The sequence below is a fragment of the Pseudomonas sp. PDM26 genome (genome assembly GCF_019219185.1).
Lineage (GTDB): Bacteria > Pseudomonadota > Gammaproteobacteria > Pseudomonadales > Pseudomonadaceae > Aquipseudomonas.
On record NZ_JAHUWC010000002.1, the window covers coordinates 680,344 to 696,813 of the forward strand.

Below are 16,470 nucleotides of genomic sequence, written 5' to 3' on the forward strand. Positions count from 1 at the left end.
GAAACTCGCCTATGTCGACCACTACCTTCAGCTCACCCTCGCCCACCGTCTCGGTTGCAAGCCAGGCCAGCCCGCTGGTCATGCGTGTCATCGGCGCTTGCGCCCTGGCGCACCTGATCAACGACTTGATCCAGGCCGTGCTGCCATCGATCTACCCGATGCTCAAGACCACCTATGGCCTGAGTTTCACCCAGGTCGGCCTGATCACCCTGACCTTCCAGCTCACCGCTTCACTGCTGCAACCGTGGATCGGTTTCTACACCGACCGTCACCCTAAGCCGTGGCTGTTGCCGACCGGCATGGTCTGCACCCTGATCGGTATTCTGATGCTGTCGATGGTCGGCAGCTTCCCGGCCATTCTGGTGGCCTCGGCATTGGTGGGGGTCGGCTCGTCGACCTTTCACCCGGAGACCTCGCGGGTAGCGCGCCTGGCCTCGGGCGGGCGCTACGGCCTGGCGCAATCGACCTTCCAGGTCGGTGGCAACGCCGGCAGCGCCTTCGGCCCATTGCTGGCCGCCGCGATCATCATTCCCTATGGCCAGGGCAACGTCGCCTGGTTCGGCCTGTTCGCGGTGTTCGCCATCCTCGTGCAATACGGCCTGAGCCGCTGGTACCGCAATCACCTGAACCTGTTCAAGCTCAAGCAAGGCGGCAAGGCCACCCACGGCCTGTCCAAGCGGCGAGTGACCTTCGCCCTGGTGGTGCTGGCGTTGCTGGTGTTCTCCAAATACTTCTACATGGCCAGCTTCACCAGTTACTTCACTTTCTACCTGATCGAGAAGTTCGACCTGTCGGTGGCCAGTTCGCAGCTGTACCTGTTCCTGTTCCTCGGTGCCGTCGCGGCGGGCACGTTCTTTGGTGGCCCGATCGGCGACCGGATCGGCCGCAAGCAGGTGATCTGGTTCTCGATCCTCGGCGCCGCGCCCTTCACCCTCGCCCTGCCCTACGTCGACCTGTTCTGGACGGGCGTGTTGAGCATGATCATCGGCTTCATCCTCGCCTCGGCGTTCTCGGCCATCGTGGTCTTCGCCCAGGAACTGGTACCCGGCAACGTCGGCATGATCGCCGGGGTGTTCTTCGGCCTGATGTTCGGATTCGGCGGCATTGGCGCCGCGCTGCTCGGGCATCTGGCGGATATCCATGGCATCGAGTACGTCTACACGCTGTGCTCGTTCCTGCCGCTTTTGGGAATTCTGACCATACTGTTGCCGTCTACCAGACAACGCCCGTCGGGTGCGTGAATGGCCAAGGGGGTGTTCTGCTGAAAAGGAGAGCACCCTCCAGGTTTGCGGCCCAGCCATCAGGAGGATCAACCCATGAAAATCGTAGTCACCAGCGTGCTCGTCGATGATCAGGCCAAGGCGCTTGCCTTCTACCGGGATGTGCTCGGTTTTGAACTCAAGCACGATATCCCCATGGGCGAACATCGCTGGCTGACGCTGACATCCCCCGGCGATCCCGATGGCGTCGAGCTGCTGCTGGAACCCAATGCCCACACCGCAGCAAAAACGTTCCAGGCGGCGATCAAGCAGGACGGCATTCCCTGCACGTTTTTCGGCGTCGAAGACGTGCACGCCGAATATGCCCGGCTCAGCGCCGCCGGCGTGCAATTCACCCGCCCGCCGACGGTGATGGGACCGGTCACCCTCGCGGTACTGGACGACACCTGCGGCAATCTCATCCAGATCGTCCAGCACCAATCAACCGCCTGATCATTTCTGCTACCCGCCCTGTAGCACTCGGTAACACCCAGCCCCAGAGCGGTGCGTCTTTTAAACGCCTTGCCGTCCGCCAACCCGCGCCACACGGGGCCACCCGCCATGGCGTACTTTGTGCATCCAAAGGCCATCTTCCACTGCCTGTAGCCGCCATGCGCCCCAAGGAACTGAAACTCTGGACCACCGGAGTCGCCCACCTGCTCGACCTGCCTGCCGGGCATGCGCGGCTGTCGGGTTTGAGCCACTGGATCCGGCAAATCTGCCCGGTCGATCACTTCGTGTTGTTTGTCTACGAAGGCAATCACCGGCCGCTGGCGTTGTTCGATACCTTCTCGGCGGACAAGCGCGCGGTGTATGTCGACGACTATCAGTGCGGGCCCTACCTGCTCGATCCGTTCTACCTGGCCTGCACCCGCGGGCAGGCGCCGGGACTGTGGCGTTTGCGCCAGTTCGCCCCCGACCACTTCTACCTCGGCGAATACTTCCTGACCTATTACCAGCAGACGGGTCTGGCCGAAGAAGTGGCGTTTTTCGTCGACCTCGGTGGTGGTGCCACGGCGGTGTTGTCATTGATGCGCTCCAGCGCCAGCTGTGCATTCAGCCGGGACGAAATGCAACTGGTCGAGTGTGCGCAAGCGGTGGTCGAGCAGGTCATCAATGAAGCCTGGCGCTTGCGTCAAGCCCAGCAACCGCGACCGGCACAGGACCTGGACTTCAAGATCCGCGAAGCCTTCGACCACTTCGGCGCGCACATCCTCACCGGCCGCGAGCAGGAAATCGTTCAACTGTTGCTGCGCGGCCACTCCAGTGCTTCGGTGGCCGAACAACTGAACATCAGCCCCGGCACGGTGAAGATTCACCGCAAGAACATCTACGCGAAGTTGGGGATTGGCAGCCAGTCGGAATTGCTGGGGTTGTTTATTCGGGAGTTAACGGAAGATCCCTTGCAGGCCCCCGGCCTCAGGCTGCAAGCCTGAAAAACAGACCACCACCTCCCCCCGGTAGGTGCTGCCGCAGGCTGCGATCTTTTGATCTTGATTTTCGGCATTCAAGAGCAGATCAGGATCAAAAGATCGCAGCCTGCGGCAGCTCCTACGGTGGATAGCGATTAATCCGTTGGGTCGAGCCGATCCAGCGCCCGGTTCACCGCCAACTCCCCCAGCATGATCACTTGCGCAATGCCCAACAGCGCATTGCGACTCGACCCTTCCAGATGATCCACCAGATCGTTGGCCATGACATTGGCCGACGCCAGGGATTCACAGGCATGCACCAGCAACGTTTCGGTATTGAGCTCGGGATTGACGATGAACATTGTGCTGGGCTTGCGCGGCGTCGCCATGATGTGGGGGCCGGGGTTGAGGTCGTGATCGAGACTTTCGTACGGAGATGCCGGATCGGTGTCCGGGGGATTGGGTGTGACTTTGAACATAGTGAAACTCCTTGTACCGTAAAAAGGAGCCATCACTCTCACGCTACCAAACGTTGGGTGGTGGCCATACGCAGGTTGGTAGACCGGGTACAAGGAAACCGGCGCGCCCGAAGGCGCCCTGTGCATGGCCACCATGTAGCAGAGCAAAAAATGCTGCTGATAGTGACGCATTGCACCTTGTAACACCGGGCTACCAAACCCGATCACTGTTGTTATTCAGCGACCGGCCAACGATAAAACCCAACCCCAAGGCGCACAAGCCGGCGGATTCTGGCGTACCTGTAGGCAACGACGCAAGGTGGTGTAGCCTTCGCGAAGTAACTCCGGGTGTCTTTAAACACGCATCTGCATTTTGTAGGAGCGAGCCTGCTCGCGATGGTCGTTAACGAATACGCGTGATGACTGGCTGAACGCAGCGCTCTTGAGCCCATCGCGAGCAGGCTCGCTCCTACAACAAGCGCTCCTATCCCCCAAGGGATATATACACCGCAAAACCCCGATTGCTAGTTTGGCCCCCGACGCACTGATTCATCACTGCAAGGGAGCCCGCCTCGTGAACGACACCCCGCCAAGCGATATCGAATTCTGCAATGTGGTCAAACGCTATGGCGAGGTGCAGGCCGTCAGCGGCCTGGATTTCGCGGTGCGGCGTGGCTCGTTTCATTCCTTTCTCGGTGGCTCGGGTTGTGGCAAGACCACCACCCTGCGCATGATCGCCGGCTTCGAACAGCCCACCAGCGGTGAGGTGCGGTTGGCCGGCAAAAGTGTGGCCGGCGTGCCGGCTTTCGAGCGGCCGGTGAACATGGTGTTCCAGCATTACGCGCTGTTCCCGCACCTGACCGTGGCGCAGAACATCGCCTACGGCCTGCGCTACCGCACCCCGCGCCCGGACAAGAAACAGCAACTGCGCATGGCCGATGAAGCGCTGGAGATGGTGCGTCTGAGCGGCTTCGGCCAGCGCAAGCCGAGTGAACTTTCCGGCGGCCAGCAACAGCGTGTCGCCCTCGCCCGCGCCTTGGTCAACAAGCCGACGGTGTTGCTGCTCGACGAGCCGCTGGCTGCGCTGGACCGCAAGCTGCGCAAGGAGATGCAATCGGAATTGCTGCGCCTGCAACGGGAAGTCGGCATCACCTTCGTGCTGGTCACCCACGACCAGGAAGAAGCCCTGTCGATGAGCGACAGCATCAGCGTGATGCACAACGGTTCGATCATCCAGACCGCCACCCCGGAACAACTCTACGAAGCCCCGGCCAGCCGTTACGTGGCCGACTTCATCGGCGAGTCCAACCTGTTCGACGGCACCGTGCGCCAGCTCCACGGCAACTCGGTGGTGCTGCGCACCGAGCAAGGGCTGGAACTGACCAGCCCGTTGACACCTACCGGCAAGGGCCTGAGCGCCAACGCCGCCGGTTGCATTGCCGTGCGCCCGGAGCTGATCAGCATCGCCGGGGCCAGCGCCGAGATGGCCCGGGAAGTGAAGCTGCAAGGCTGCGTCGAGGACCGCATCTACCTGGGCGATTCCACCGAATACCGCGTGCGCACCCAAGCCTTCGGCGTGGTCTGCGTAAGGGTGCCACGCCAGCAGGATCATGGCGCCAATGCATTCGAACACGGCGCGGCAGTGCGCGTCGGCTGGGATCACGCCAATGGCCTGGCCATGGCGTTGTAAATCATCGATTCGTTTCATCAACCGGATGTGGAGCGTGCTATGGACCAGAAGACTTTTATAAAAACCCTGCGCAGCTGGCAGAACGGCTCGATCAGCCGCCGCGAGTTCCTTGGACGCACCGGCCTTGGGATCGCCGCCGCCGTGGTCGCCACCAACATGCCCGGCCTGCTGACATCCACCGCCGAGGCCGCCGAGCAAACCAGGCTCGGTGATCGCCTGTCGCTGGCGACCTGGCCGAACTACCACAGCCAGGAAAACCTCGACGCTTTCGCCAAGACCAGCGGCGCCCGGGTGTCGATGAGTGTGTTCGGTTCCAACGAAGAAATGCTCGCCAAATTGCAGGCCGGCGGCAGCGGTTGGGACGTGCTGGTGCCGACCAACTACACCATCAGCACCTATGTCGGCCTGGGCCTGATCGAGCCGCTGGACTTGTCGCGCATTCCCAACTTCGACGCCTCGGCGTTCCAGCAGAAATTCATGGCCCAGGGCACGGTGGACGGCAAGGTCTACGCGGTGCCGAAAAACTGGGGCACCACCGGCATGCTCTACGACACCGGCAAACTGAAAAACGGCCCGACCAGCTGGAAGGAATTCTGGGCCGCCGCCCAGGGCCCGGCCAGTGGCCGCACGATGGTCCACGACTACCAGTTGACCGCCATCGGCAACGCGCTGAAAAGCTTCGGCTACAGCTTCAACTCCCTGGACCCGAAAGAACTGGCCGACGCGGAAAAACTGCTGATCGAGGTCAAGCCCCACCTGTTCGCGATCAACTCCGACATCCAGCCATCGATGCGCAGCGGCGATGCCTGGCTGGCGATGTCCTGGACCGGCGACGCCTCGCAATTGCACCGCGACAACGCGCAAATGCAGTTCGAACTGGGCAAGGAAGGTGGCGAGTTGTGGAGCGACTTCTTCGCGATTCCAAAAAGCTCGGAGCACAAGGACGCCGCCTACGCATTCATCAACTACCTGCTTGACCCGCAGCACAACAAGCTGGAAGTGCTGAGCCATGGCTACCCGAGCGGCGACAAGCGTGTCGACGCGCTGCTGCCTGTGGCCATGCTCGACGATCCGATCATGTACCCGGCCGCCGAGGCCCTGAGCCCGCTGGAGTTCGGTGCCGCCGCGACGCTGACCAGCCCGGCGCGCGCCGAACTGATGGCGCGTTTCAAGTCCGCCTGATCGCTTGACCATGGCCAATGAGGAGTCACCCATGAATGCCGCCGCCCACCCGCAATCGGTGCAGCCGGGCCGGGCCCTGCCGGTCGAGGTTCGCCAACGGCGCAGCCTGGGCCGGCGCATCACTCTGCTGATGCTCTTGCCTTCGACCCTGTGGTTCCTGCTGCTGTTGTTGATGCCGTTGGTGATCATCCTGGTCTTCAGTTTCGGCGAGCGCAGCGCCGTGGGCGGTTACGCCGGTGGTTTCACCCTGGCCAACTACCTGAATCTCGGTTCTCGCGGCGCGGCGTTCAGCAATACGCTGATGCTGGCGCCGCTGGGCACGCTGGTGTGCCTGGTGGCGGCTTATCCACTGGCGTACTTCCTCGCGGTCAAGGTCACACGGAACCGCTCGCTATTGCTGACCCTGGTGATCGTGCCGTTCTGGACCAGTTTCCTGATCCGCACCTATGCGTGGATTTTCATCCTCAGCGGCAAGGGCATTCCGGCGCTGCTGGCCAGCCTGGGGCTTGAGGATGTGCGGCTGATCAACACGCCGTGGGCGGTGCTGATCGGCATCGTCTACGGCTACCTGCCGCTGATGGTGTTCCCGATCTACGTCAGCCTGGAAAAACTCGACAAGCGCCTGCTCGAAGCCTCGGCGGACCTGGGTGCCAGCGCTTTCGAAAGCTTGCGTCGGATCACCCTGCCGCTGTCCGCGCCGGGGATCATCACCGGGGTGATGCTAGTGTTCATCCTGTTGATGGGCGAGTTCCTGATCCCGGCCATTCTCGGCGGCGGCAAGGTGTTCTTTGTCGGCAACGCGCTGGTCGACCTGTTCCTGCAATCGCGCAACTGGCCGTTCGGCAGTGCGCTGGCCATGACGCTGGTGGCGATGATGCTGCTGATCATCGGCGTGTACTTGAAACTGGTGGCGCGCTACGGCGGCCGCCCTGCCGACGGAGGCCTGTGACATGTGGCTGCGCAGCTATTCCACTTCACTGTACCTGTTTCTCTACGCGCCGATTACCCTGATCGTGCTGTTCAGCTTCAACGCCGGGCGCAGTGGCCTGGCGTTCCAGTGCTGCTCGGTGCAATGGTTCGGCACCGCGTTCGACAACCCGTTCATCATGGAAGCCCTGGGCAACAGTGCGCTGATCGCTTTCAGTTCGGCGGTGATTGCCACGCTGTTCGGCACCCTCGCGGTGTTCGGCCTGCAGCGCTGCGGCGACAAAGTGCGCCTGCTGTTCGATGCCCTGACCTACTGCGCGATCATCGTGCCGGGCATCGTTATCGGTATCTCGACACTGATTGCCTTCATCAGCCTGTTCGACCTGATCAACCCGCTGTTGGCGAGCTGGTTGCCGACGGTGCCGAAGTTGAACATGGGATTCTTTACCGTGATCGCCGCGCATTCGCTGTTCACCATGGCCCTGGTCATGGTGATTGTGCGCAGCCGCGTCGACTCGCTGGACAAGGCCTTGCTGGAAGCCTCGGCGGACCTGTACGCGCCACCGATGGACACCTTCTGGCGGGTGACCCTGCCGCAGATCAGTCCGGCGATCATGGCCGGGTTCCTGCTGGCCTTCACCTTCAGCTTCGACGATTTCATCATCGCGTTCTTCGTCGCCGGTTCCGAAACGACGCTGCCGATCTACATCTTTTCCTCCATCCGCCGCGGCGTTACGCCAGAGATCAATGCGATTTCCACGGTGATCATCTGCGTGTCGCTGGCCCTGCTGTTCACTTCCCGCCATCTGCAAAACCGCCGCACCGGCGTCCAGGAGTCTCACCATGCGTGATCAGCTTTACATCAACGGCGAATGGGTCAGCCCGGACCTGGGTGGCTATCTGGACGTGATCGACCCAGCCACCGAACAGGCCTTCCACCGGGTAGCGGCAGGTACTGAAGAGGACGTCGACCATGCCGTGCGCGCGGCCCGGCGCGCCTTCGACAATGGCTGGGGCCAGACCGGCGGCGCCGAGCGTGCGCAATGGCTGGAGGCATTGGCCGATGAACTGGAAAGTGGTCAGCAGGCGCTGGCGGAGCTGGAGGTGCGCGACAACGGCAAGCCATTGCCCGAAGCACAGTGGGACATCGGCGATGCGATTGGTTGCTTTCGTTACTACGCTGGTTTGGCCCGCGAACTGGACCAGCAGCAGGACCAGCCGCTGGCCTTGCCGGACGCGCGTTTTCGCTGCCGCATCCGCCACGAGCCGATTGGCGTCGCCGGGCAGATCATCCCGTGGAATTACCCGCTGTTGATGGCCGCGTGGAAGGTCGCTCCAGCCTTGGCCGCCGGGGCCACGGTGGTGTTGAAACCGTCCGAACTGACGCCATTGACCGCGCTGGAACTGGCAGCCGCCGCCGATCGTATCGGCTTGCCTGCCGGGGTGCTGAACGTGGTCACCGGTCTCGGCGCCGACGCTGGCAGCCCGCTCACCGAACACCCGGGCGTGGACAAACTGGCCTTCACCGGCAGCGTGCCCACCGGGGCGAAAATCATGTCGGCGGCGGCGCGGGACATCAAGAACATCAGTCTGGAACTGGGCGGCAAGTCTGCCTTCATCGTGTTCGACGACGCCGATGTCGATGCGGCGGTGGAGTGGATTCTGTTCGGCATCTTCTGGAACCAGGGCCAGGTGTGCAGCGCGACTTCACGCCTGCTGGTGCAGGAAGCCATCGCCTCTCGCTTGATCGAACGGCTGGTGGAGGAAACCCGCAAGATCAGCATCGGCCCCGGCATGCAGCCGGGTGTGCTGCTGGGGCCGCTGGTCAGCCAGGGCCAGTACGACAAGGTGCTGGGGTTCATCGACCAGGGCCTGGCCAGCGGAGCCCGTTTGCTCACAGGCGGACGGCGCCCAGCTCATTTAAACGAAGGTTATTTCATCGAACCCGCCATCTTCGACGAACCCGGCCACAGCAGCATCTTGTGGCGCGAAGAAGTGTTCGGCCCGGTGCTGTGCATCAAGCGCTTCAAGACCGAAGAGCAAGCCGTGCAAATGGCCAACGCCAGCCGCTTCGGCCTGGCCGCCGCCGTGATGAGCGCCGACCTGCAGCGCACCGCCCGGGTCGCCAACCAACTACGTGCCGGGATCGTCTGGGTCAACTGCTCGCAACCGACCTTCGTCGAAGCGCCCTGGGGCGGCATGAAGCACAGCGGCATCGGCCGGGAACTGGGCCAATGGGGGTTGCACAATTATCTGGAGGTCAAGCAGGTAACCGAGTACGTCAGTGACCAGCCTTGGGGGTGGTATTTGAAGTAAACAGGTCAACTGCTCGCGATAGCGGTCTGTCTGCCAACATCTCTGTTGAATGTGTCGGCCTCTTCGTCGGATCGCCGCCCGGTGCAAGCCCGCTCCTACAGTGATTGTGGCCGGCCACGGGATTCGTGCTGACCAGCAGGCTTGTGGCAACGGGTTATCAACGCGTAACTTGATTGACCTGCCCTTCAAGACACGCCGGAGTTGATCCATGCGCATCGCCTTGCTGTCCGACATGCACCTGTCCGTCAACACGGTCCCTTTTCCCGCCGTGGAGGCCGATATCGTTGTACTCGCCGGGGACATCGCCCGGCCGGCCAAGGCCATCGAGTGGGCCAGGGCTTGCCCGGTTCCGCTGCTGTACGTGGCGGGCAATCACGAGTTTTATGGCAGTGACCTGGTCTCCACCTACGAACAGTTGAACAGCCTGGCGCAAGGCACACAGATCCACGTATTGGAACGTTCGGAGTACCTCCACGACGGCGTACGTTTTCTCGGTTGCACGCTGTGGTCTGACTACCGTCTGCTCGATAGCCCCGAGGATCGGGCGCTGGGCATCGATCTGGCGACCCAGCTGATCCGTGACTTCAGCCACATCAGGATCGCCCCCGATTTCCCCGACCTGTTCACGCCGGCCATTTCCCAACTGGTGTTTCTGCAGACCGTCGCCTGGCTGGAAGACTGCTTCACCCGCGACAGCAACACACCCACGGTGGTGGTCTCGCATTTCGCCCCGACCCGGTCGAGCATCAGCCCGACGTTTGCCGATTCACCGATCAACTCAAGCTTTGTCTCGGACCTCCAAGCGCGGATCAAAGACTGGCAACCGGCACTGTGGCTGCACGGCCATACCCATGGCAGCTTCGATTATCGGGTGGGCAACACCCGCGTGGTGTGCAACCCCCGGGGCTATGCCAGGAATGGCATCAATGAAAATCCTGATTTCGATGAGGCCTTGGTGATCGATCTGGAGTTCTGAGGTAACGCTCAGATCATCAGCTCCAGCGCCTCGAACAGTCCGACATTCTCCGAAAGCCCCTACCCCACGTCTGGCGCGAAGCGTTGCGCGTACTCCCTGGGACTCACGCCAAGGCGCCGGACGAAAACCTTCCTCAGTACGTCAATGCTGTGATAACCGCATCGGCGTGCGACCTCCTCCATCGACCGCCCACCCAGTTCGAGCTCCCGGCACGCGGCTTCCAGCCGAACGTCTTCAACGTACTTGGCCGGGGTGGTCTGCAACTCGCGTTGAAAGATCCGGATCAAGGTGCGGACACTGGTAGCAAAGCGGTCTGCGAGGATTTCCACGGTCAGCTGTGAACTCAGGTGCTCACTGATCCAGTGGCACAGCCCATCCAGATTAGAACCGGGCACCTGCTGCGATTGCAGGGCGACACTGAACTGCGCCTGCCCACCGGGACGGCGCAGGAACAGCACCAGGTTTTTCGCGATGTCCAGCGCAACGTCATCCCCCAGGTCTTCGCTGACCAACGCCAAGGCAAGGTCGATGCCCGCCGAGATACCGGCCGAGGTATAGACGTTATCGTCCTTGATCCAGATCGGATTCGGATCAACCTGCACCTTGGGATAACGCTCGGCAAGATCGCGTGCCATGCGCCAGTGAGTCGTCGCCCGGCGCCCGTCCAGCAGCCCCGCGTCTGCCAGGGCGAACGCGCCGACACAGATCGAGCACACCCGTCGCACGCTTTCAGACCTCGTGCGAATCCATTCGATGGCCGCCCCGTCCAGTCGATCGATTGCCTGCCAGCCCGTCGCCACGATCAGCGTGTCGATGGTCTTGTCGGCACGCCGCTCGTGCTCGAGGGTCGTGTGCGCCATGAGCCCGATGCCGGTGCTGCTGGCCATTTGCGGGTTGACTCCCGCGCAGACCAGTTCAAGCACATAGGGCGCGAAGGCTCCGTCGTGCAGAGTGTTCGCCAGGGAAAACACCTCGGCCGGGCCGATGACGTCGAGCCCGTCGACGGGTGGCAACCCCAGAATCACCACGCGTTTTGGTGTGCGGCCCCTCAATGTATGGTCGGGTTTTTTCTTGCTCATCACGGCGGACTCCTGCACGTTCGAGGCGCCAATATTGGCACAAATCATCCGTAAATAGTCAATTGCGCCACACGGCAAATCCCTAGAGTGAATGGCAAGTCAACGTCATTCCCGGGAGGCACCATGAATACACCCATCAACATCGGCGGCCTCAGCGCTCCAGACTCCGAGCTAGCCCGCAAAGCCGCATCGCTCGTGGAGCGCGTCCACTCCAGGGCGCTTTTGCATCATGTGCACCGGACATGGTGGTTTGCCGAATTCCTTGGCCAGCGCCGGGGCTTTAAGTACGACCGGGAAGCGGTCTACCTCGCGGCACTGCTGCACGATCTGGGGCTGACGCCCGAGTTTGCCGCCGACCAGCGCTTTGAAGTCGATGGCGCCGATGCCGCCCGTCGTTTTCTCCTGGCGAACGGTTATGCGCAGGCGAAAGCCGAACAGGTCTGGGATGCGATTGCCCTGCATTCCAGCGCCGGCATCGCCGACCGCAAACAGCCGGAAATCGCCCTGATCTATCTGGGCGCCCATGTCGATGTCATGGGCCTGCACCTGGATGAAATCACCCCTTCGCTGGTCGACGACACGCTCGCGCTTTACCCCCGCATCGGCATGAAAGCGGCCTTTACCCAGGCCGTTGCCGAAGTGGCCAGGAACAAGCCCTATACGGCCATTGGTACCGGGCTTGCCGAAGTCGGGCGCCGCCATGTCCATGGCTTCGATTGCCCGAATGTCTGCGACCTGATCGACAACGCACCCTTCGACAGCTGATCCACTTCCCGTTTATTACAGTGAGAGAACCCATCATGCAGCCACACAAATACCTCATCACCGGAGCAACCGGTAAAACCGGCGTCTACACCGTCCGCCATCTGCTCAATGAAGGTCATGCAGTGCGCGCCTTCGTGCATCAACTGGACGAACGCAGCGCCGCCTTGCAGAACGAGGGCGCCGAAATCTTTGTCGGCGACCTGCTGGAACATGACGACATCTTGCGCGCCATGGATGGCGTGACCGGCGCGTACCTGTGCTACCCGGTTCGCCCCGGCTACATTCAGGCGACCGCCTACTTTGCCGATGCCGCACGGCGCGCAGGCGTCGAGGTGGTGGTGGAAATGTCGCAGATCTCCGCCCGCGAAGACTCGCTGAGCCACGCAGCCCGCGACCACTGGATTGCCGAGCGCGTACTCGACTGGTCGGGCGTGCCAGTGGTGCACATTCGCCCGACGTTCTTTTCCGAATGGCTGATTTTTCCGTGGGTGCTGGATCAGATCGTCAAGGAAAACAAAATAACGCTACCGTACGGTAGCGGGCGGCACGCACCGATTGCCGCCGAAGACCAGGCCCGTGTGATCGCCAGGCTCCTGACCCAGCCGTCCGGCCATATCGGCAAGACCTACCCGTTGTGCGGTCCCGTCGAACTGAGCCATCAGCAAATTGCCGAGGAAATCAGTGCCATCGTCGGCCGCACCATCACCTACAGTCCGTCGACGCTGGAGGAGTATCGCCAGCACCTGCAGATCTACGATCTGCCGGAATTTGTCATCCAGCACTTCCTGGCGGTGGCGGTCGATTACCAGAACGGGATCTTTTCCGGAGTGGACGGCGTGATCGGGCAAGTAACCGGTCAAGCACCGCAAACGGTGGCCGACTTCGTACGGGCCAATCGCCAATTGTTCGAACAGTGACCGCGGGTGTATGCGTCGGGTGTTCAAGTATCCACGCTCGCGCCCGATGCAACGCCGGCAACCCGCTACACTTTCCTCGCTCCGCCGCTGCACCCCAGCGGCCAAGACCCCTGACTTCTGATCTGGAGGTATCCCATGAGCGACAGCAGCGAACTCACCACCTTTACCGGCTGGGCCGCCACGGCAGCAGGCGCGCCACTGGAACCCTTTAGCTACGATCCCGGCCCGTTGGGCAGCGATGAGGTGGAAGTCGCCGTGGAATATTGCGGCGTCTGCCACTCCGACCAGTCGCTGATCGACAACGACTGGGGCATCAGTAGCTACCCGTTTATTCCCGGCCACGAGGTGGTCGGCCGTATCGTGCGGGTGGGCGACCAGGTTCGAGGCCTGGAAATGGGCCAACGAGTGGGCATCGGTTGGTACAAGGGCAGTTGCATGCATTGCACGTCGTGCATCGAAGGCTCGCATAACCTGTGTCGCACCGTGCAACCGACCATCATCGGCAGCAATGGCGGCTTTGCCGACCGCATTCGCTCGCACTGGGCCTGGGCCTTGCCGATCCCGGCCGGGCTCGATCCGGCGATGGCCGGGCCGTTGTTCTGTGCCGGCTCGACCGTGTTCAACCCACTGGTGGAGTTCGGCATCAAGCCCACTGACCGGGTCGGTGTGGTGGGCATCGGCGGCCTCGGTCACCTGGCGCTGCGCTTCCTCAACGCCTGGGGCTGCGAAGTCACCGCCTTCACCTCATCGTTGAGCAAGCAGGACGAAGCCAGGCGCCTGGGCGCGCACAAGGTGGTCGCCTCGACCGACACGGATGCGCTCAATGCCATTGCCGGCACCCTGGATTTTCTCCTGGTCACCGCCAACGCCAACCTCGACTGGACGGCCATGCTCGCCACCTTGCGCGGCAAGGGTCGCCTGCACTTTGTCGGCGTCGTGCCCGACGCCATCCCAGTGCACGTGTTCAACCTGATTCCCCAGCAAAAAGTCTTGTCCGCCTCACCGGTTGGCTCACCGGCCAACACCGCGATGATGCTGGAGTTCTGCGCCCGCCATCAGATCCTGCCGCAGGTCGAGATGTTTCCCATGAGCCGGATCAACGAAGCCATCGATCATTTGCGCAGTGGCAAGGCGCGATATCGCGTGGTGCTGGACGCCAGTCAGTGACAGGCGACGAACGAAGAGTAAGGGCCGCTTATTCAAGCGTAATACTGTTCATTTAAGAGGTATAGATAGAGCAATAAGTGCCTGTGGCGAGGGAGCTTGCTCCCGCTGGGGCGCGAAGCGGCCCCTAAAATGGGACGGCTGCACAGTCCAGCGGGAGCAAGCTCCCTCGCCACAGATACAGTGTTCGTCCTTAAGTGAACAGCATTACGCTTATTCAAGCGGCCCCTTTTTGGTCCTCAGGGATTGGTCACCTGCGCCGGCAGCGCTGGCATGTGCGGGTCATTCCAGGTGAACCGATAGGCTTTGCCGGCCTCTTGCGGGAGGCATTTGCCGTTGTCGGCATCAGCGCCTACGATCGACCAGTTCGCCCGGGAGTTTTCGCCCAGTTCACGCACCGCTTCGGGTTTGAAGCACTGGTTCAGTACGTCATCCGGCACCAGAGCGTAGGCCTTGGGGTGTTCGCGCAGATACTGCGCAGCCTTCTCGACGGAGGAGTAATCCATGCCGAAATGCACGATCGGCTGACGGGCGAACAACCAGTGCCCTTCTTCCCAGTTGACCAGCACCAGATCGGCGCCTTGGGTCATGGATGCCGCCTGGGTCATGAGCACCTGATCAATGTTGGCGCCTTCCTTGAGCGGTTCGATGAAACCACGGGCGAACCACAGTACGAACCAGGTCGCAGCCAATGCCGGGAACACCCGACGCAAACGCGGGTGCCTTTTGAACCAGCGCTTGAGCAGCCACGGGATCAACGGTGCGGCGACCAGCACCAGCCCGGGCAGCGCCGGGTAGATGTACAACTTGCGCTTGCCAGTGCTGATGCAGAAAAACAGCACCACCAGCAGTACCCAACCGAGCAATACCAGGACCCGGCCGTCACGTTTTTGCAACTGCCGGCGCCAGGCGGGCACCAGCCATGGCAGCACCAGCACCAGCGGTAGCCAGTACTGCGGAATCACGTTGGTGAAGAAGTACCAGAACGGTTCGCGGTGATGCCACGCGGCGGCATAACGGCCCGCGGTCTGGTGCAGGAGAATCTCCCGCGCATAGGCAATTTCGTCAGCGCTGCCATTGACGATGATGGACAAGGCCAACGGCAACAGCCAGATCGCAATCGCTGCCAGCATCACCACCAACCCCAGCAACCACTTGCGCGCCTCGCCGGGCATGGCCACCACACCGGGCCAGTCCTTGCGCACCGCATAGGCGTAAGGAATCAGCAACAGCGCCGGCAAGAAACCCACGCCCTTGGTGATCACGCCAATGCCCATCGCTGCGCAGCCCGCGTAAAACCAGCGCCACGCAGGTCCCAGCAGCAGGTGCCGCGCCAGACCGTAGAGGCCCAGGGAGGTGAACAGAATCAACAAGCTGTCGATCTGGCCAGTGCGCAGGATGCTGTAGGTCTGGTACGTTGCCAGGTACAACAGCGCAGCGTTGCGCCCGGTGCGCTGGGTCCATAAGCGACGGCCCAGGTCATAGACCATCGCCGTGACCGTCACGGCCGAAAACAGCCCCGGGATATAAAGGGCGATGTTCGGCTTGCCGGTCAGCCAGGTGAAGAACGCCACCGTCCACATGAAAATCGGCGGCTTGTCGCCGTAGATCTCGGCGGCCCGGTGCGGGATCAGCCACGAGCCGTTTTGCAGCATCTCCAGTGCGACGCCAAGGAAGCGTTCTTCGTCCACATTCTGTGCCTGACGCAACCCCAGCCCCGCGCCGATCAACAGCAGGGCAAGCAGCATCAGGCCCAGGCATTCGACCCTGGGCGACAGTGATCTACGCATGGTTTATTCCTTTACGCTTGTGCTTTTGGCAATCAATTGCAGGTTGCGGAAATAGACGAGGGAGCCAAACGCCTGGCCGGCGATGAACACCGGGTCCTGGCGGTAAATGGCGTAGGCGAGCAACAAGGTGCTGCCGACGATGCTCAGGTACCAGAAGTTGGTCGGGATCACGCTGCGCTTCTTGTACTCGCTGTACAGCCACTGCAGGACAAACCGCCCGGTAAAGGCCACCTGCCCCGCAAAGCCGACCAGCAGCCACAGGGTTTCACGAGTCAACGTCATCCTTCGATCTCCTGGGCAATGGTGTTCAGCCGCGTACGCTTGATCAGCCACCAGACGCCGAATAAATCGAGAATACCGACCAGGGCGCGGTCGAGATTGCCGTATTTCGACACCCCGGCCGTGCGCGGCCGGTGGTTGACCGGGTGCACGATCATGCGCCCGTTATGCCGCTGGATCAGCGCCGGAATGTAGCGATGCATGTGGTCGAAGTACGGCAGGCGCAAGAACGCCGCGCGCTCGATCAGCTTCAGGC

The 16,470-nt window shown here is 61.9% G+C and carries 16 protein-coding genes and 1 pseudogene; 12 read left to right on the plus strand and 5 right to left on the minus strand.

Going from position 1 to position 16,470, the window contains the following annotated elements:
• The first annotated feature begins 11 nt into the window (after nt 1-11).
• From KW849_RS06940 to KW849_RS06950, 3 genes are all read left to right on the plus strand, one after another.
• Nucleotides 12-1,241: an MFS transporter gene (locus KW849_RS06940; RefSeq protein ID WP_218428706.1), complete on the plus strand. Its 1,230-nt coding sequence runs from the start codon at nt 12-14 to the stop codon at nt 1,239-1,241.
• A 75-nt stretch (nt 1,242-1,316) separates the two neighbouring features.
• On the plus strand, nt 1,317-1,712 hold the full coding sequence (locus tag KW849_RS06945; RefSeq protein ID WP_218428707.1) for a VOC family protein: 396 nt from the start codon (nt 1,317-1,319) through the stop codon (nt 1,710-1,712).
• A 158-nt stretch (nt 1,713-1,870) separates the two neighbouring features.
• The gene (locus KW849_RS06950) at nt 1,871-2,695 is read left to right on the plus strand and encodes a response regulator transcription factor (protein WP_218428708.1); all 825 of its coding nucleotides are present in this window, start codon (nt 1,871-1,873) and stop codon (nt 2,693-2,695) included.
• A 131-nt stretch (nt 2,696-2,826) separates the two neighbouring features.
• Here the strand turns inward: KW849_RS06950 and KW849_RS06955 are convergent, their stop codons facing one another.
• On the minus strand, nt 2,827-3,150 hold the full coding sequence (locus KW849_RS06955) for a DUF6124 family protein (RefSeq protein ID WP_218428709.1): 324 nt from the start codon (nt 3,148-3,150) through the stop codon (nt 2,827-2,829).
• A 553-nt stretch (nt 3,151-3,703) separates the two neighbouring features.
• Here KW849_RS06955 and KW849_RS06960 point away from each other — a divergent pair.
• The 6 genes from KW849_RS06960 (at nt 3,704) to KW849_RS06985 (ending at nt 10,220) form a co-directional block, all read left to right on the plus strand.
• A complete protein-coding gene (locus tag KW849_RS06960) occupies nt 3,704-4,819 on the plus strand; it encodes an ABC transporter ATP-binding protein (protein WP_218428710.1) in 1,116 nt (371 codons plus the stop codon).
• Nucleotides 4,820-4,858: 39 nt separating this feature from the next.
• Nucleotides 4,859-6,001 carry a PotD/PotF family extracellular solute-binding protein gene (locus KW849_RS06965; RefSeq protein WP_218428711.1) on the plus strand — a complete coding sequence of 381 codons (1,143 nt, stop codon included), beginning with the start codon at nt 4,859-4,861 and terminating at the stop codon, nt 5,999-6,001.
• Between the two features lie 31 nt (nt 6,002-6,032).
• Nucleotides 6,033-6,950, plus strand: a complete 918-nt coding sequence (locus KW849_RS06970) for an ABC transporter permease (protein ID WP_218428712.1) — start codon at nt 6,033-6,035, stop codon at nt 6,948-6,950.
• A gap of 1 nt (nt 6,951) precedes the next feature.
• Entirely contained in the window at nt 6,952-7,779 is an 828-nt protein-coding gene (locus KW849_RS06975) for an ABC transporter permease (RefSeq protein WP_218428713.1), read from the plus strand.
• Nucleotides 7,772-9,244, plus strand: coding sequence for an aldehyde dehydrogenase family protein (locus tag KW849_RS06980; protein WP_218428714.1), 1,473 nt, complete (start codon nt 7,772-7,774; stop codon nt 9,242-9,244). Before KW849_RS06975 ends, KW849_RS06980 begins: the two co-directional genes overlap by 8 nt.
• A 208-nt stretch (nt 9,245-9,452) precedes the next feature.
• Nucleotides 9,453-10,220 (plus strand): metallophosphoesterase, encoded by a 768-nt coding sequence (locus tag KW849_RS06985; RefSeq protein WP_218428715.1) that lies wholly within the window; start codon nt 9,453-9,455, stop codon nt 10,218-10,220.
• Between the two features lie 59 nt (nt 10,221-10,279).
• Here the strand turns inward: KW849_RS06985 and KW849_RS06990 are convergent, their stop codons facing one another.
• On the minus strand, nt 10,280-11,299 hold the full coding sequence (locus KW849_RS06990; protein ID WP_218428716.1) for a GlxA family transcriptional regulator: 1,020 nt from the start codon (nt 11,297-11,299) through the stop codon (nt 10,280-10,282).
• 123 nt (nt 11,300-11,422) lie between these two features.
• Between KW849_RS06990 and KW849_RS06995 the strand changes: the two genes are divergently transcribed.
• The 3 genes from KW849_RS06995 (at nt 11,423) to KW849_RS07005 (ending at nt 14,148) form a co-directional block, all read left to right on the plus strand.
• Nucleotides 11,423-12,064 (plus strand): HD domain-containing protein, encoded by a 642-nt coding sequence (locus KW849_RS06995; RefSeq protein ID WP_218428717.1) that lies wholly within the window; start codon nt 11,423-11,425, stop codon nt 12,062-12,064.
• 35 nt (nt 12,065-12,099) lie between these two features.
• A complete protein-coding gene (locus tag KW849_RS07000) occupies nt 12,100-12,981 on the plus strand; it encodes an NmrA family NAD(P)-binding protein (protein WP_218428718.1) in 882 nt (293 codons plus the stop codon).
• A 135-nt stretch (nt 12,982-13,116) separates the two neighbouring features.
• Nucleotides 13,117-14,148, plus strand: coding sequence for an NAD(P)-dependent alcohol dehydrogenase (locus tag KW849_RS07005; RefSeq protein WP_218428719.1), 1,032 nt, complete (start codon nt 13,117-13,119; stop codon nt 14,146-14,148).
• 236 nt (nt 14,149-14,384) lie between these two features.
• Here the strand turns inward: KW849_RS07005 and KW849_RS07010 are convergent, their stop codons facing one another.
• From KW849_RS07010 to KW849_RS07020, 3 genes and pseudogenes are all read right to left on the minus strand, one after another.
• Nucleotides 14,385-15,935 carry a glycosyltransferase family 39 protein gene (locus tag KW849_RS07010; protein WP_218428720.1) on the minus strand — a complete coding sequence of 517 codons (1,551 nt, stop codon included), beginning with the start codon at nt 15,933-15,935 and terminating at the stop codon, nt 14,385-14,387.
• A 3-nt stretch (nt 15,936-15,938) separates the two neighbouring features.
• The gene (locus tag KW849_RS07015; protein ID WP_218428721.1) at nt 15,939-16,217 is read right to left on the minus strand and encodes a lipid-A-disaccharide synthase N-terminal domain-containing protein; all 279 of its coding nucleotides are present in this window, start codon (nt 16,215-16,217) and stop codon (nt 15,939-15,941) included.
• Nucleotides 16,214-16,470 (minus strand): annotated as a pseudogene (locus KW849_RS07020) (dolichol-phosphate mannosyltransferase); the annotation flags it as partial. The gene KW849_RS07015 and the pseudogene KW849_RS07020, both read right to left, overlap by 4 nt.

Bases quoted from the DNA above. Each gene is read 5' to 3' on its own strand.
- KW849_RS06970 (WP_218428712.1), top strand. From the start codon at position 6,033: ATGAATGCCGCCGCCCACCCGCAATCGGTGCAGCCGGGCCGGGCCCTG.
- KW849_RS06980 (WP_218428714.1), top strand. From the start codon at position 7,772: ATGCGTGATCAGCTTTACATCAACGGCGAATGGGTCAGCCCGGACCTG.
- KW849_RS06955 (WP_218428709.1), bottom strand. From the start codon at position 3,150: ATGTTCAAAGTCACACCCAATCCCCCGGACACCGATCCGGCATCTCCG.
- KW849_RS06965 (WP_218428711.1), top strand. From the start codon at position 4,859: ATGGACCAGAAGACTTTTATAAAAACCCTGCGCAGCTGGCAGAACGGC.
- KW849_RS06990 (WP_218428716.1), bottom strand. From the start codon at position 11,299: ATGAGCAAGAAAAAACCCGACCATACATTGAGGGGCCGCACACCAAAA.
- KW849_RS07000 (WP_218428718.1), top strand. From the start codon at position 12,100: ATGCAGCCACACAAATACCTCATCACCGGAGCAACCGGTAAAACCGGC.
- KW849_RS06945 (WP_218428707.1), top strand. From the start codon at position 1,317: ATGAAAATCGTAGTCACCAGCGTGCTCGTCGATGATCAGGCCAAGGCG.
- KW849_RS06950 (WP_218428708.1), top strand. From the start codon at position 1,871: ATGCGCCCCAAGGAACTGAAACTCTGGACCACCGGAGTCGCCCACCTG.
- KW849_RS07015 (WP_218428721.1), bottom strand. From the start codon at position 16,217: ATGACGTTGACTCGTGAAACCCTGTGGCTGCTGGTCGGCTTTGCGGGG.
- KW849_RS06995 (WP_218428717.1), top strand. From the start codon at position 11,423: ATGAATACACCCATCAACATCGGCGGCCTCAGCGCTCCAGACTCCGAG.
- KW849_RS07010 (WP_218428720.1), bottom strand. From the start codon at position 15,935: ATGCGTAGATCACTGTCGCCCAGGGTCGAATGCCTGGGCCTGATGCTG.
- KW849_RS06985 (WP_218428715.1), top strand. From the start codon at position 9,453: ATGCGCATCGCCTTGCTGTCCGACATGCACCTGTCCGTCAACACGGTC.
- KW849_RS07005 (WP_218428719.1), top strand. From the start codon at position 13,117: ATGAGCGACAGCAGCGAACTCACCACCTTTACCGGCTGGGCCGCCACG.
- KW849_RS06975 (WP_218428713.1), top strand. From the start codon at position 6,952: ATGTGGCTGCGCAGCTATTCCACTTCACTGTACCTGTTTCTCTACGCG.
- KW849_RS06940 (WP_218428706.1), top strand. From the start codon at position 12: ATGTCGACCACTACCTTCAGCTCACCCTCGCCCACCGTCTCGGTTGCA.